Here is a 16,318-nt window from a genome sequence, read left to right as displayed (position 1 = left end):
TGCAAGACGCAGTGGCTAATCCCAAATTTAAACTTTAGATGTAAGACTCCGTCATGTAAATTTAGCTTTTGCTTTTTTCAGCTATTTAATTTAAATCCAATGCGTAACATCAGTTAGTCATTCATCTCATGAATATTGCTTTAAAAAATCTGCTATTAGCCTTGATGCCCATGATTTGCTATTTAAACCCTCATAGAAACCACAATGACTGCCCTTTTTGGTGGTGACTACGATAATATTTGACATGTTTTCAATGGTTTGCTTAAAAGGCTCGAGGTTTTTAATCGAACAAACTGGATCATCTTCAGCATTTAAAATCATCAATGGAATTTTAACATTTTCAAAGACATAAATCGGGTTGGTCGCCTGAGAATAACTCTGATAATCTGAAAATCCTGCCATTTCAAAATACTCATTTTGAAATTCCTGCAAAGTTTTGGTCTGCAAAACAGTTTGCACCGAATCTATTTTCGCCCAGGTTTGCGCATAGGGCGTAATAAAGGCTTTAAATAATTTTTTGGTCATGACTTTGGTATAAAAAGGATGCACGTTGGCAAAACCTAGTTCAGTGTCATAACCCGGACACATGGCAAAAGCGGCTTTAAATGGTGTATTTTCAGCTTCCTCACCCAAGTAACGCACCAATAATCCTGTTCCTGCCGAAGAGCCGACGGCATACAGTTCAGATTGTGGAAATGTCTGTTGAATACACTGAATTTGCTCACGTAAATCTGCGGTTGAACCAAAAATCGACATTTGTGGTACAGGCATCGGTAAACCTGCATGTCCACGGCGTAAACACAGTGCAATGCGCCAACCTGTATAGTCATGCAAATCTTTGACTAACTCGCGCATACTTTCAGGCGTACCTGTAATAGTATGCATGATCACAATCGTTGGCGTATCCTGAGGTAACTCATAGCCATACCAAGCAATTGCTGTTACCCCACCATCCTGCATGGTCAATTGCTCAATCCGATCGTATTGTAACTTGATCATCTTTTTTTTGATGATATCAAAATATAATAAATGCACATGCTGATTGCTCAACCACGGTGTCGGTCGATATTTTTGTTGCAGTTGTGGCAATTCTGCCAACACCGTTTTCATCTGTCCCTGTGGGTCATAATACATTTTCGGCAATTCTGCACCTGTGAGTTGATCCAGTACATGTTGCGTCATTTGACTGACTTTATTCAGAATAGACATTGCTCATCTCTACATTTTGGACATTTTAAAATACAGCTTTGACTGCGATACAGCCCTTCATTCAGGAATACCTGTGTATTCCTGAACAGATTTACATTTGATTATGCTTGATATTGGGCAAAACGTGCGCCCATTTTCACTGCCAATGCTTCCAAACCACTTTTTGGACGCAACATCACTTCAAATTCAACAATTTGACCTTGTTCATTAAAGCGAATCATATCAATGCCTTTGAGTTTCTTTTCACTAACCATTGCCGAAAACTCCAAGACCACGCTTTGTTCATCTTCAGTAAAAAATTCACGGTGATAGGTAAAGTTTTCGAAGATCTCAATCACATTACTCAAGATAAAAAATACCACCTGTTTTCCTTCATAAGGATTAAATGCAACAGGTGAACGAAAGACCACATCGTCTGCGAGTAATTCGTTGAGAATATTCATATCACGGGTTTGAACCATACGATGCCATTTTTGTAAGGCGGTTTTGGTATTGGTGTAGCTCATTTTAATGTCCTTATAGAATCAAAACATTCACACTAAGATTAATGTAATGAATGCTCCTTCTCTTGCGCCATATATGGCTCAGGGAGAAGGCTGGGATGAGGGGAAATAAAATTTAAGCACCTCACCCTAGCCCTCTCCTAAAAGGAGAGGGAACTTCCATTAAATTATTTAAAAGTGAATATAAATTAGTTTTTTAAATCACCATCGCCAATTCAGCGCCTTGACGAATGGCACGTTTCGCATCCAACTCGCCTGCTTCTTTTGCACCACCAATCAAATGTACAGATTTACCATCGGCGTGGAGTTGATCAAACATTGCAGTAAATGGCTCTTGCCCTGCACAAATCACGACATTATCTACATCCAATACCATAACTTTATCAGCCACAGTAATATGCAAGCCTTGATCATCAATCTTGTCGTAGCTTGCGCCTGGAATCATATTGACATGACGATGTTTCAAGCCTGTACGGTGAATCCAACCTGTCGTTTTACCTAAGCCTGCACCGACTGAATTGGTTTTACGTTGCAGTAAATAAATTTCACGTGGAGATTGCTCGACTTCAGGCGCTTTTAAACCACCCACATGTGCATAGCTGGTATCAATACCCCATTCATCATAGAATTTTTGTGGGTTCAGACTGCCACTTTCACCCTCATGAGAAAGATATTCAGCCGTATCAAAACCAATCCCGCCTGCACCAATAATTGCCACTTTTTTACCCACAGCTTTACGATCACGTAGCACGTCGATGTAAGACAAAACTTTTGGATGATCAATGCCTTCAATATTTAAATGACGAGGTGTAACCCCTGTTGCAACCACAATGTCATCAAAGTTTTCAGCACTGAGCTCTTCATAAGTCGCCGTATGATTCAGTACCAATTTAATGTTTGGCTGAAGCTCAATTTTACGTTTGAAATAACGTAAAGTTTCATAAAATTCTTCTTTACCCGGAATGGTTTTAGCAATATTAAACTGCCCACCAATCTGATTGGACGCTTCAAAAATCGTGACTTTATGCCCACGATCAGCCGCATAAGTCGCAAAACTGAGTCCCGCAGGACCTGCGCCAATCACTGCAATATTCTTAACAGTTGCTGTATCTTTGAAAATCAGTTCAGTTTCATAACATGCACGTGGATTGACCAAACAAGTTGCTATTTTCATTGAGAAAATATGGTCTAAACATGCTTGGTTACAACCGATACAGGTATTGATTTCATCTGCACGACCTTGTTCAGCTTTAGCGACAAAGTGCGAATCAGCAAGCATTGGACGTGCCATTGAGATCATGTCTGCATCGCCCTGCGCCAAAACGTGTTCAGCCATTTCAGGGGTATTGATACGGTTAGATGTAATTAACGGTACATTCACTGAACCTTTTAGTTTTTTCGTTACCCAAGTAAATGCTGCACGCGGTACTTTGGTCGCAATGGTCGGAATACGCGCTTCATGCCAACCAATACCTGTATTAATAATGGTTGCACCTGCTTTTTCGATTTCTTTCGCTAACTGAATCACTTCTTCTAAAGTTGAGCCGCCCTCGACCAAATCAAGCATGGATAAACGATAGATAATAATGAAGTTTTCGCCGACTTCTTCACGGGTACGCCGCACAATTTCAATGGGGAAACGAATACGGTTTTCATAGCTACCGCCCCACTCATCATCACGATGGTTAGTCCGTGCTGCAATGAATTCATTGATCAGATAACCTTCTGAACCCATGATTTCAACACCATCATAGCCTGCGATCTGAGATAATTTGGCACAGTTAGCAAAGTCTGCAATGGTTTGCTGAACTTCAGCGGACGTTAAAGCGTGTGGTTTGGTTGGGTTAATCGGTGCTTGAATTGCAGAAGGTGCAACATTTTCAGGCTGATAAGAATAACGTCCTGTATGTAAAATTTGTAAGGCAATTTTTCCACCTGCATCATGTACTGCCTGTGTAATCACTTTATGCTTTTCTGCTTCTTCCAAAGTATCAAGTTTAGAACCACCAAAGAAGGTTACACCGTGATCATTCGGTGAAATTCCACCTGTTACAATTAAACCAACGCCGCCTGCTGCACGCTCTGCATAAAATGCAGCCATACGGTCATAACCACCGTCAACTTCCTCAAGTCCTACATGCATAGAACCCATCAATACGCGATTTTTTAAAGTGGTAAAGCCTAAATCCAATGGCGCAAGTAAATGCGGGTAATTAGACATGTGAACTCCTTGGCGTGCTTTCGCTGGCTGGTCTTTGAAACTTCTCAGTTAATTTTTTTAATGCAACAAGTTGCATAGTGCAATTTATTTATAATCGAGATTTGATTTTTATGCAACATGTTGCATAATGAATTTACACCCATTTTATGTGCGAAATATTACTCAAATGTCTTTAGCCCATGTTTTATTGACGAGTCTGATTGAAAAACCGAGTACAGGTTTTGAGTTGGCACGCCGTTTTGACCGCTCTATGGGCTTTTTCTGGAATGCCACACACCAACAAATTTATCGTGAATTAAACGGCATGCTGAAAAAAGGTTGGATTTCCACTTTAGAAGATCAAGCTGACACAGGACGCAAAAAAACCTATCAGGTTGAACAACTTGGACGTGTAGAGTTAACTGAATGGATGGTCAAACAAGGGCAACCTGCACAGCTTCGTGAAGAAATTATGGTGCGCTTAAGACTTGAGGCACAGTTTGGAGGCAATACCATTTTGCCTGAATTAGAGCGTCATTTAGTGTTGCACCAAGAAAACTTAAAATTGTATCAGCAAATTTTTAACAAAGACTTTGCTCATGCAGACCCACAAGATCGAACTTTATATATTCATAAAATGATTTTACAATTGGGCATTGATCTGGAAAATGGCTGGATTGATTGGCTCAGTCAACTCATTCCTCAACTCAAAGAATTTGAAAACAAAGAAAAAACTTAAGGATTACTATGCCACACTATACAATGCCTGATGGTGAAAAATTATTTGTCCGAGAAATTGGACAAGGTGAACCTGTATTGGTTCTGTCTGGTTTAGGCATGCAAAGTTGGCAATGGCTTCCGTTTTTACTTCCGAATATCAAAAAATTTAAATTTATTATCCCCGATTGGCGTGGTTTCGGCGGTTCACGCACCTGTAAAATTCCACAAGAGCTTGATGCTATTCATAATCATTGGCGTGACATTGACAGCCTGATTGAACAAATGCAACTCAATGATTTTATTTTGATTGCTTACTCTATGGGCGCAACCACCGCCATGCATGGCATGCAATATGGCAACTTAAGAGAAAAACTCAAAGCATATTTACATATAGACCAAACCCCAAAAATCACCACAGATGCGTCTTGGAAATTTGGTTTATTTGGCAAAAAACATTTAAAATTCAAACGCTTTCTTAAAGATTATTCAGACTTTTTGCATCAATACCAAAACTATCGCTTTGTAGATGAGTTACCTACTGAACCACGTACTGAATTGGTACAAATGTGGATTAATTTTATTAAAATTCAAGGCAGTAATAAAGTCAGTCCGTTTATTTTCAATCTGGCACTGAAACGCCCACAATTACAAAAGCATTTACTCCCGATTCGACGCCTTGATTATATGACTTGGTATATCGACAATTATCTCAATCATCAGGAAGATTATCGGGCTGCCATTGCACAACTTGACTGTCCAACCACATTTTTTATTGGTGAAAAATCGACGCTGTATCCTTCTCAAGGACAACTCGAAGTTTCTGCACATTTAAAAAATGCAAAAAATATCGTATTCAAACGTTCAGGGCATACCCCATTAATTACCGAACCTGTGAAATTTGGTAGAGAAATCACAAATTTTTTACTTAAAAATAAAAGTTAAAATTCAACCAATAAAATGTGATGTTTTAAAGCTAAATGATTCAACTAAAGCTTTATATTTTGACTTTAGTTGAATTTTTGGCGATGTTTTAAAAAGTATGCTGAGTAGTTTCACATCAATTTGTAGTAAATCTTATCCAAAATTAAAGCTTAATGTGGTGGTGCTATCGCAGGGCGACATGGATGTCGCCGTTGGACATGAGGAGCAATGCTCCGCAAGGGAGGATATCTTGCGAAGCTTAGCTTCTCATGTCCAACAAAGGATTTTTGTTACCTTGCGGAATATATTCCTCATCCTTAGAAAGTAAGGCATCGCCTACGAAAAGAAGGACAAACTTTGTAATATAAATGGGGCTGTGCTTGAATATTTTTCATTCACTTCAGTATCATCATAAGCAGCATACTATTTAGAACACCTCCGAATCTTTATCGTGTATTCACCCTTATGAATTATAGTAAATTGTTCTTTTTTTAGAAAAACGATCTAACTGATTTAAAAAACCTTCAAAATAATTTTTCTCTTTTTCCTCTGTACGATAGCCTGCATATAAAGTACGACGCAAACCATTTTCCGAAACACAATCTAAACGTCGAGATGTTACCCAACCTTTTTGCTCATACTCATTTACCACCCAATCTGGTAGAGCTGCAATTCCACGTCCACTCGCAACCAACTGAATTAACATTTGCGTTAAATCTGTAGTACGTATTTGTTTCGGTTGAATATTTGCAGGAATAAACAGGCGTGACATGATGTCAAGTCGATGCTTATCAACAGGATAAGTGATCAAAGTTTCTTCTGCCAACTCTTGCACAGTCACTTGATTTGCTCGCACCAAAGGATGCGTATTTGACAAAACTAAACGCGACTCGTATTCAAAAATTGGAAAATACTCAATACCTTTAAGCGCAATTGGATCAGCAGTAATCAGTAAGTCAAATTCACCAGTTTGTAGTAACTCATGTGGATTTGCCTCAAAACCTGAAGCAAAATCCAGATCTACATCAGGATATTGTGAACGATATTGATTTAATAAAGGCATCAACCAGTCAAAACAACTATGACATTCTGACGAAAAAATGATGCGTCCTGTCTGACCATGTACGATACGTGTGATATCTGTTTGTGCAATTTGAATTTGTGGAAGAATGTCATCTGCCAGTTTAAGCAGCCTTTGCCCAACATTCGAAAAAGAAACTGGACGTGTACGACGATTGACAACTTCAACCCCATACCAATGATCTAACTCTTTGAGTTGATGAGAAATAGCAGAAGGCGTAAGGCATAAATCACTCGCCGCCGCAACCAATGAACCATGTTCACGTAAAGCAGTTAAAGTTTTTAAATGGCGTATTTCAAGCATGGGGAGATCCAATAAAACCTAAATAGAACTTAAAAATAAATTGCTATACAACGATTGAACATTATATAGTCAATGATATTTAAATGAATTAATTTCACTATAACATGAATTTAATGAAGTTGCCTAATGATGAATTTTATTTAATAATTCTTACAACAAATGAAATTACATCACTTTAAAATTATGAAAAATCTTATTGCCCCACTTAATCATCAACATCCGATCTATCTTAGTTTTTCTTATTTTGATCTTTGCTAAAACATTAAAAAATACAATAAAAAGAAAAAAGACTTGATAATAAAAATGAGAGAACAATAAAGCAGTACCTCTTTAATCAGCAAAGCCTCCGTTATGGAGGCTTATTTTCTGAGCGATAGGCTAAATTTTCATTTTATATGTATTAAAAAAACTTAATAATCGTCTGAATAACCACAGCATTAATAATATCAATAAAGAAAGCACCACATAAAGGAATAATGAGAAAAGCTTTATGTGATGGTCCATAACTATTGGTCACTGCTTGAATATTGGCAATTGCTGTTGGTGTTGCTCCCATTCCAAAACCACAATGCCCTGCTGCCAATACTGCGGCATCATAATTACTGCCCATCACTTTAAATGTCACAAAACTTGTATATAAAGCCAATGTTAATGTTTGTAATAATAAAATAATGACCAATGGACCTGCTAAATCTGCCAACAACCACAGTTGTAAGGACAGTAAAGCCATTGCTAAATATAAAGATAGCGATGCATTACCAAATACATCAATTGCACGATCAAATATTTTAACTTTAAGTACATGCTCTAAAAAATTTCTCAGTAATACACCACATGCCAAAGCCCAAACAAATGTAGGTAATTCAAACCATTTACCTTTGCTTAACTCAGTCATCCAATTCGCAATAAAAATACATAATGAGAACATTCCCAAAGTTGAGATGGCATTACTTGATGTAATTAAACGCGTTTTCCGTGGATATTCAAATGCTGCACTTCCCTCAGCCGCAGGTGTATCATCATGTTCTTCAACACCCAAATCTGTTGCTAATTTATGTCTTTTAATTAAAAATTTAGCAACTGGACCGCCAATTACGCCACCAATAATGAGTCCAAAAGTTGCACTTGCCATTCCCAATACCACAGCCCCATGAATGCCATGTTCATTTTCAAGAATGGTTCCCCATGCACCTGCTGTACCATGCCCCCCAGTTAATGTAATAGATCCCACAATTAGACCAATTAATGGATCTAATCCAAGTACTTTTGCCAAACTCATACCCACAGCATTTTGTACCAATACAAAACCTGCTACGCAAAACAGAAAAATAACGAGAGATTTCCCCCCTTCTTTGAGTTTTACAAAACTTGCACTCAAACCAATTGAAGTAAAAAACATTAACATTAAGGCTTTTTGAATTGCATCATTAAAAGTTGCACTGATATTAAAAAATTTAAAAGCAAAATAAGCACAGATCGCAGCAATCAAACCACCAACTACAGGTTCAGGAATATTATAGTTTCTTAAAAAGGAAATTTTTTGAACTAAAATTCGCCCAATAAATAAAACGAAGACTGCGATTACAATTGTTCCAAAAGCATCTATTTCTAATGTCATGTTTAACCTGCTTATTCGATTTTATAGAGACATTAAATAAATAATTGAATAATTTTTCATCCATATAAGTGTAATTTATTCTGGCAATTTGTGCCCACAATGCGGACAAAAACAATATTTATTTTTTTCACGCTCTAATTCTTCTTCGCGACGCTCTCGAATCAATTGCAATATAATGTCCTGTGTTTGCTCAGTTGAAAGTCCTACTTCTTTACGAATACTTTCTATTTTTTCTTCATCTTCAATAATATCAATTTCACAATTTTTCAATAAATCTCGAAACTTAAGTTCGAGCTGCTGTTTTCTCAACTCCAATTCATTCGCTAAACCATTGGCGAGAATACCTGCTGGTAAAGCAGCTAACCCGACCCCTAAAATGGTAATCAATGCACCTAAAAAACGTCCCAATGGCGTAATTGGCGTCACATCACCATAACCTACTGTTGTCAATGTTACGACAGCCCACCACATTGCAGCAGGGATTGAACTAAAAATTTCAGGCTGAGCACGGCTTTCAACCACATAAATGCCACCTGCCGCCATCACAATCATGATTAATAAAATAAAAATAACCGCTTGGAATGAACCTTTTTCACGTTCAATTACACATAATAAAATCTGTAATGACACAAAGTAACGTGTTAATTTTAGTAACCTGAGTAATCGCAAAATTCGTAAAAAACGTAAATCAATATGCACAAAGAAATTAATATAAGCAGGTAAAATTGCGAATAAATCAATAATTGCTGCGCCACTCGTGACATAATGCCAACGTTGTTTCCAACCTGACACAAACGGCTCTTTTTCAACAATACTCCAAAATCTTAAAATATATTCAGCACTAAAAATCACGATTGAAAAATTTTCAAATACATCAAAATAAAATTGATAAGCCCGATAAATTTCATTGACGGACTCTAATAAAACCGCAACCACATTACCAACAATAAGAAAAATCAAAAAAAAATTAATGGTGCGACTAAATCTTGTCTCGTAATCCTCATCATGTAAGTTTTCATAGACAAACTTACGAAGTGTGTACCAAGTCTTAAATCGCATAACAGAGTGCTTATTTTTTATAGAATGCATTATGGTAATACGTGATGTCTGATCTTGACAATTTTTATGGTTTTTTTATTTTTCACAATATCTATTTAAATTATATGTCTTTTTTACTTATTAGACTTTCTACTCATAAATTAAATTTCATTTATACATAAATATTTATTATATTAACCACCTCATATTTTCAGCCCTCGCTGTATTTCCTCATTTTTCTACATAAATGGATCATTTATGTCTGCACAAAAACAGAGCCAACTCAAACATGGTTTGAGTAACCGCCATATTCAACTGATCGCATTAGGTGGTTCAATCGGAACTGGATTATTTCTTGGAATTTCTCAAACCATTAAACTTGCTGGTCCATCCGTCATTTTAGGATATGCCATTGCAGGACTCATTGCCTTTTTTATGATGCGTCAACTCGGCGAAATGGTCGTTGAAGAACCTGTAAGCGGCTCATTCAGTTATTTTGCTTATAAATATTGGAATCCATTTGCTGGCTTTATGTCAGGTTGGAATTATTGGGTACTCAATGTCTTAGTTTGTATGGCTGAACTCAGTGCGATCGGTTTGTATATACAATACTGGTGGCCAGAAATTCCAACATGGATATCTGCATTAGGTTTCTTTATTTTCATTAATATCATCAATCTATTACACGTCAAAGTTTTTGGTGAAATGGAATTTATTTTTTCAATCATCAAAATTTTAGCCATTATTGGCATGATTGGCTTTGGTGCTTGGTTGCTTGCCAGTGGTCAGGCAGGTGAAACAGCCAGTATTACAAACTTATGGGCTTTAGGCGGATTTTTCCCAAATGGCTTTACAGGTTTAATTATGGCGATGGCGATCATTATGTTCTCTTTTGGTGGCATTGAGTTAGTTGGAATTGCCGCCGCAGAAACACGTAACCCAACCCAAACCATTCCTAAAGCAGTGAATCAAATTGTCTATCGAGTCTTGCTATTTTATGTACTCACAATTGTCGTTTTACTTTCATTATTCCCATGGAATCAGATTGCAGAAGGCGGCAGTCCTTTTGTCTTAATTTTTGATTCTTTAGGTAGTCAAGGCGTTGCCACTATTTTAAACTTTGTGGTTTTAACTGCGGCAATTTCTGTTTATAACGGCACCAGTTATGGCACCAGTCGTATGTTGCTTGGTTTAGCAGAACAAGGCAATGCGCCCAAATTTTTACGCAAAATTAATCAACGTGGCATTCCTTATGCTGCGATTTTAACTTCTGCTGTTGTCACTGCAATTTGTGTTGTTTTAAATTATGCTTTTCCTGAAAAAGCATTTAAGTTACTGATGAGTTTAGTCGTATCTGCTATTGTTATTAACTGGATGATGCTCGCATTTACTCACTTAAAGTTTAAACAACGTATGCTCAAACGCCAGAAATCGACACTTTTTCCAGCGATTGCATACCCAATAACAAACTATATTTGTATCATTTTTATGTTGGCTATTTTGGTCGTGATGTGGATGACACCCGATATGCAAATTGCTGTCATTCTGATTCCATTTTGGTTGATCTGTTTGACTTTAGCTTATTGTTTAAAACCAAAAAATAACTAACCTGTTAATCAGTGATCAATATTTTTATCATTTGTTAAAATTTAGCCCTCTATGAAAATAACATAAAGGGCTAATCATTCAGCAATTTTTTAGACCTTGAATGCACATGGCATTGAAGTTTTATACTTCAGCCAACGCTTTTTCAATATCTTCTTCTAATGCTTCTGGTTTGGTTGTCGGTGCGTAACGGTTGATGACTTCACCTTTGCGATTGATTAAAAATTTAGTGAAATTCCACTTAATTCCGCTCCCCAAAACACCTTTACTATTGTTGGTCAAATAACGAAAAATCGCGTGTGCTTCTGGACCTTTAACATCGACTTTTGCAAACATAGGAAAATTCACACCATAATTGCGTTGGCAGTATTCTCCTATTTGTTCATTATTTCCTGGGTCTTGTCCACCAAATTGGTTACATGGAAAGCCTAGAACCTTAAAGCCTTGATCTTTATATTTTTCATAGAGTTTTTCTAAACCTGCAAATTGTGGCGTAAAACCGCATTTACTGGCTGTATTCACGATCAATAAAACTTCGCCTTGATAGTCTGAAAAAGCTTTATTGTCTCCTTCTAATAATTCAGCTTCAAACTGATAAATACTGGTCATGGATAGGTTTCCTCATCACTTTTTTCTTGTGTTTTTAATTCTAACGACGCGGAATTTACACAATAACGTAACCCCGTCGGTTGTGGACCATCTTCAAAAACATGCCCCAAATGTGCATCACAATGGTGACAAACAATTTCTGTGCGTTGCATACCGTGTGAATCATCATCATTTTCTTCAACAGCTGCGGCATTTATTGGTTTATAAAAACTTGGCCAACCACTACCACTATCATATTTCGTTTCTGAAGAAAATAATTCTGTACCACAGCAACGGCAAATATATGTACCATGTTGCTTAGTATTCCAGTATTTACCCGTAAAAGCAGGCTCTGTCCCCTTTTGACGAGTGATCTTAAATTCCTCTGGTGATAACTCTCTTTGCCATTCTCGGTCTGTTTTATTGAGTTTTCCCATCATTAACTCCTTTAAATCTTTGACATTCAATGTCATGCTTCACGTACTTCCATATTTACGCTAGAGCTTGCAAAATATCTAGCTAAATTTCAACATAGATTGTGATATTTCAGTAATCTATTTTTTTCAACTCGAAATCATTGGATAAAATTATGTCCGTTTTAGGTAACACAAAACCACGCGAAATCAAGAAATCGTCAAAGCTTGAGCATGTTTGCTACGACATTCGTGGACCAGTGTTACGAGCGGCCAATGAAATGGAAGAAGCCGGGCACAAAATTATTAAGCTAAATATTGGCAACCCTGCTCCATTTGGGTTTGAAGCACCTCAAGAAATTATTAATGATGTCGCTTTAAATCTACCTAATGCGATTGGTTATACAGACTCAAAAGGAATTTTCCCTGCACGTAAAGCAGTTTGTCAGTATTATCAACAAAAAGGCATTTTAAATATGCATGTCAATGACGTGTATATTGGTAATGGTGTTTCTGAACTGATTGTCATGGCAATGCAAGGTTTATTGGACGATGGCGATGAAATGCTTGTTCCAATGCCTGACTATCCGCTATGGACTGCTGCGGTCAATCTTTCAGGTGGTACTGCGATTCACTACAAGTGCGATGACCAAAATTATTGGTATCCAGATATTGCAGACATGGAAAGTAAAATCACCCCCAATACACGTGGGATCGTGATTATTAACCCAAATAACCCAACAGGTTCAGTCTATCCACGTCATGTTTTAGAACAAATTGTTGCTTTGGCTAAAAAATACGATTTGATTTTATTTGCAGATGAAATCTACGACAAAATCGTGTATGACGGTATCGAACATGTTTCAGTTGCTGCACTCGCAGGCGACCAATTATGTATTTCTTTTAATGGTTTATCTAAATCTTATCGTATTGCTGGCTTCCGTTCAGGCTGGATGGCGATCACAGGCGACAAAACACGCGCTGCCGATTATATTGAAGGTTTAGACATGCTCGCTTCAATGCGTTTATGTGCCAACCATCAAGCGCAGTATGCAATTCAAACTGCTCTAGGGGGCTATCAGTCAATCAATGACTTGATTCGTCCGGGTGGTCGTTTATATGAACAACGTAATATTGCATGGGAAATGTTGAATGACATTCCGGGCGTATCTTGTGTAAAACCTGAAGGTGCAATGTACTGCTTCCCTAAACTTGACCCTGAAGTTTATCCAATCGAAGACGATGAAAAATTTATGTTGGATTTCTTAAAAGCTGAAAAAGTTTTATTGGTTCAAGGTACAGGTTTTAACTGGCCTACGCCTGACCACTTCCGTGTCGTGTTCTTACCTGCTGAAAATGAACTGCGTGAAGCATTAAATCGTTTAAGTCGTTTCTTGGCAAAAATGCGTTAATTTTCAAGTTTAGATAAATTTCAAAAGCACTCAATTGATTGGGTGCTTTTTTGTAAGAAGTTTTAAAACTTAATAGCTTAATAACTGATGTTACGCAGTAGAATTATACCTTGAATCTAGAAGAATGTTGATACGCGGAAACGTCATCCGCAATTGTTTGAGACAGGACTCCTCCTTATAAATAAAGTTTCTGCGAAACATTCAATCTTTTGACGCTAGTGAACGAGTTCTGCGGATGACAATGGTTTTGCCTACTTTTCCCGAAAGAAAAGTAGGTCGAGCCGAAGGCTAATCCCTAAATTTAAACTTTGGATATAGGACTCCGTCGCGTAATTTAGATTTTTCTATTTTTAGCGATGTAATTTGAATCAAATGCGTAACATCAGTTAATAAGATGAAAATACAGATTATTCTTTTTAATAATTTTAAAAATAGCAAAAATCATTATGAATGCGCGTTTTATCTCATGAAGTGCTATTGCCATTGTTACCTTTTCTTTTTCAATACATATAAATTTGAATGATCATTCAAAAAATATCATTTTAAATTAGGTATGGGCAAAAACCTATTTTTTATATTAAGTTCAAATTGGTACAAAAAGTGCTTAAAACTAGAATGATGAATAGAAAAGGATATTTTATGAAAAAGACGGTTACAGCTCTCGCACTTTCAATCGGAATGCTCTTGCCATTTGCAAGTTATGCTAAAAACAATGTCGTTGTCGTCGCAACTGGCGGCACGATTGCAGGTGCAGGTGCAAGCTCTACCAATAGCGCTACTTATACCGCAGCCAAAGTTCCTGTAGATGATCTACTCAAAGCTGTTCCACAAATTCAAAACCTTGCAAATGTTACAGGTGTACAAGCACTGCAAGTTGCCTCAGAAAGTATTACAGATAAAGAGCTTTTAACGATTGCCCGTAAAGTCAATGAGTTGGTTAAAAAGCCTGATGTAAATGGTGTAGTCATTACGCATGGCACCGATACGTTAGAGGAAACCGCATTCTTTTTAGGATTAACTGTACATACAGATAAACCTATCGTGGTTGTGGGTTCGATGCGCCCACCTTCTGCCCTATCTGCGGATGGTCCTTTGAATCTTTATAGTGCAGTCGCGCTCGCTGCGGCGGATAGCGCCAAGGGTAAAGGAGTCTTTGTTCTCATGAATGATGATATATTTGCGGCACGTGATGTGAGTAAGACCATTAACATTCACACCAATGCTTTTGTAAGCCAATGGGGAGCCTTAGGTACATTAGTTGAAGGAAAGCCTTATTGGTTTAGAAATGTAGCGAAACGCTTTAACAATAGTTCAGAATTTAATATTGAAAGTATTCAAGGAGATCGCCTACCTTCAGTGCAAATTGTTTATGGTTCAGGCAATATGCTTCCCGATGCTTACTTGGCTTATGCCAAAGCAGGTGTCAAAGCAATTATTAATGCAGGTACAGGCAATGGCTCTGTCGCAAATTACATTGTCCCAACCTTAAATCAGTTACAGCAACAAGGCATTCAAATCATTCGTTCATCACGTGTTCCGCAAGGTTTTGTCTTACGCAATGCTGAACAACCTGACGATCAATATGGTTGGGTCGTCGCTCACGATTTAAATCCACAAAAAGCGAAACTGTTAGCAGCTTTAGCACTGACAAAGACGCAAGATGCTAAAGAAATCCAACGTATGTTTTGGGAATATTAACTTTTTTGAAGTTAAAACAAAAAATAAGCGCCTCATCGGCGCTTATTTATAGCATATACATCAATCATTCTGCAGCACTTGCTGTTGCCGCGATTGATTCACGATATTCCTTCGCTTTACTTGCATCTTTTTTCAAACCAAAACCACCTGTTTCATAAAGATTTGCCAAGCTTTCAAGTGCATCATGATCGCCTTGTTCATAAGCCAATTCATAATACTTTGCTGCGCGTTTAAAATCTTTTTTTACACCTTCGCCATTTTCATACAATAAACCTAGGTTTGACGTTGCAAGTTCATTGCCTTGCTCAGAAGCTAAAGTATACAGTTGTAATGCTTTGGCATAGTCTTGGGTAACACCATCACCATCATGATATAAAACGCCTAAATTATTTTGTGCATCACGATTTTCTTGAGCTACAGCCAGTTGATAATATTGAACTGCTTTTTTCAAGTCTTTGGTGACATATTCACCCATTTCATAATTATAACCTGCATGATATTGTGCTTCTGCAAGACCACCATCCGCAGCTTTTTGTATCCATGTCATGGCTTTTTTAGGATCAGCTTTGACACCTTCTTCGCCATTTTCTAAAGTTTGACCATAGCGATATTGTGCTAATAAATGACCTTTCTCAGCAGCTTTGAGCAGCCATTTCATCGCTTCGACATTATCTTCTTTAACGGCTTCACCTTCATCGTACATATAACCGATTGAGTAAATGGCTTCTAAATTATCTTTTGCTGCTGCCTTACGATACCACTTTAACGCTTCTGCTAAATTTTCCTCTACACCATAACCTTGATAATATGCTTCACCCAATTCATATTGTGCTTGAGCATCACCAGATTGTGCTTTTTTGACTAAAGTGGAACTATATTCAACTTCTGCATAAACAACGCTTGTAACAGGTAAAGCTAAACAACCCAATAAAAATAATGTTTTAATTTTCATCTGTTTCCTTTAAGGACTAAACAATTCATTTATTGTAAAGCCTAATGATATTAAGAT

Annotated in this window: 14 protein-coding genes; 5 read left to right on the top strand and 9 right to left on the bottom strand. The window is 37.4% G+C overall.

The window, feature by feature from the left end:
* Positions 1-126: 126 nt before the first annotated feature.
* The 3 genes from C9E89_RS18300 to C9E89_RS18290 all read right to left on the bottom strand — a co-directional run bounded on the left by C9E89_RS18300 (position 127) and on the right by C9E89_RS18290 (position 3,933).
* On the bottom strand, positions 127-1,209 hold the full coding sequence (locus C9E89_RS18300; protein ID WP_107009729.1) for a YheT family hydrolase: 1,083 nt from the start codon (positions 1,207-1,209) through the stop codon (positions 127-129).
* Between the two features lie 101 nt (positions 1,210-1,310).
* Entirely contained in the window at positions 1,311-1,715 is a 405-nt protein-coding gene (locus tag C9E89_RS18295) for a nuclear transport factor 2 family protein (RefSeq protein WP_107009730.1), read from the bottom strand.
* A gap of 193 nt (positions 1,716-1,908) precedes the next feature.
* A complete protein-coding gene (locus tag C9E89_RS18290; protein WP_107009731.1) occupies positions 1,909-3,933 on the bottom strand; it encodes an NADPH-dependent 2,4-dienoyl-CoA reductase in 2,025 nt (674 codons plus the stop codon).
* Between the two features lie 166 nt (positions 3,934-4,099).
* Between C9E89_RS18290 and C9E89_RS18285 the strand changes: the two genes are divergently transcribed.
* On the top strand, positions 4,100-4,651 hold the full coding sequence (locus tag C9E89_RS18285; protein ID WP_107009752.1) for a PadR family transcriptional regulator: 552 nt from the start codon (positions 4,100-4,102) through the stop codon (positions 4,649-4,651).
* Positions 4,652-4,659: 8 nt separating this feature from the next.
* Complete coding sequence (locus tag C9E89_RS18280; protein WP_107009732.1) at positions 4,660-5,574, top strand: alpha/beta fold hydrolase; 915 nt, start codon at positions 4,660-4,662, stop codon at positions 5,572-5,574.
* 442 nt (positions 5,575-6,016) lie between these two features.
* Here C9E89_RS18280 and C9E89_RS18275 read toward each other — a convergent pair whose 3' ends face one another.
* From C9E89_RS18275 to C9E89_RS18265, 3 genes are all read right to left on the bottom strand, one after another.
* A complete protein-coding gene (locus C9E89_RS18275) occupies positions 6,017-6,937 on the bottom strand; it encodes a LysR family transcriptional regulator (protein ID WP_107009733.1) in 921 nt (306 codons plus the stop codon).
* A 400-nt stretch (positions 6,938-7,337) separates the two neighbouring features.
* Positions 7,338-8,555, bottom strand: a complete 1,218-nt coding sequence (gltS, locus tag C9E89_RS18270) for a sodium/glutamate symporter (protein WP_107009734.1) — start codon at positions 8,553-8,555, stop codon at positions 7,338-7,340.
* A gap of 75 nt (positions 8,556-8,630) precedes the next feature.
* Positions 8,631-9,614, bottom strand: a complete 984-nt coding sequence (locus tag C9E89_RS18265; protein ID WP_107009735.1) for an ion transporter — start codon at positions 9,612-9,614, stop codon at positions 8,631-8,633.
* Between the two features lie 237 nt (positions 9,615-9,851).
* Here C9E89_RS18265 and C9E89_RS18260 point away from each other — a divergent pair, with 237 nt between their 5' ends.
* On the top strand, positions 9,852-11,201 hold the full coding sequence (locus tag C9E89_RS18260; protein WP_107009736.1) for an amino acid permease: 1,350 nt from the start codon (positions 9,852-9,854) through the stop codon (positions 11,199-11,201).
* Positions 11,202-11,321: 120 nt separating this feature from the next.
* Here C9E89_RS18260 and C9E89_RS18255 read toward each other — a convergent pair whose 3' ends face one another.
* Positions 11,322-11,807 (bottom strand): glutathione peroxidase, encoded by a 486-nt coding sequence (locus C9E89_RS18255; RefSeq protein WP_107009737.1) that lies wholly within the window; start codon positions 11,805-11,807, stop codon positions 11,322-11,324.
* Entirely contained in the window at positions 11,804-12,223 is a 420-nt protein-coding gene (msrB, locus tag C9E89_RS18250; protein ID WP_107009753.1) for a peptide-methionine (R)-S-oxide reductase MsrB, read from the bottom strand. The genes C9E89_RS18255 and msrB overlap by 4 nt, the downstream gene beginning before the upstream one ends.
* 152 nt (positions 12,224-12,375) lie before the next feature.
* Here msrB and C9E89_RS18245 point away from each other — a divergent pair, with 152 nt between their 5' ends.
* Both C9E89_RS18245 and C9E89_RS18240 read left to right on the top strand, forming a co-directional pair.
* Positions 12,376-13,611 carry a pyridoxal phosphate-dependent aminotransferase gene (locus C9E89_RS18245; protein ID WP_107009738.1) on the top strand — a complete coding sequence of 412 codons (1,236 nt, stop codon included), beginning with the start codon at positions 12,376-12,378 and terminating at the stop codon, positions 13,609-13,611.
* Positions 13,612-14,250: 639 nt separating this feature from the next.
* A complete protein-coding gene (locus C9E89_RS18240; protein WP_107009739.1) occupies positions 14,251-15,309 on the top strand; it encodes a type II asparaginase in 1,059 nt (352 codons plus the stop codon).
* A 64-nt stretch (positions 15,310-15,373) separates the two neighbouring features.
* Here the strand turns inward: C9E89_RS18240 and C9E89_RS18235 are convergent, their stop codons facing one another.
* Positions 15,374-16,261: a tetratricopeptide repeat protein gene (locus C9E89_RS18235; protein ID WP_107009740.1), complete on the bottom strand. Its 888-nt coding sequence runs from the start codon at positions 16,259-16,261 to the stop codon at positions 15,374-15,376.
* Between the last annotated feature and the right edge of the window lie 57 nt (positions 16,262-16,318).

Origin of the sequence: Acinetobacter sichuanensis (assembly GCF_003024515.2) — a bacterium.
GTDB classification, from domain to species: Bacteria; Pseudomonadota; Gammaproteobacteria; order Pseudomonadales; family Moraxellaceae; genus Acinetobacter; species Acinetobacter sichuanensis.
Note: the sequence above shows the minus strand (reverse complement) of the source record. Positions and strands in the feature narration are given on the sequence as shown.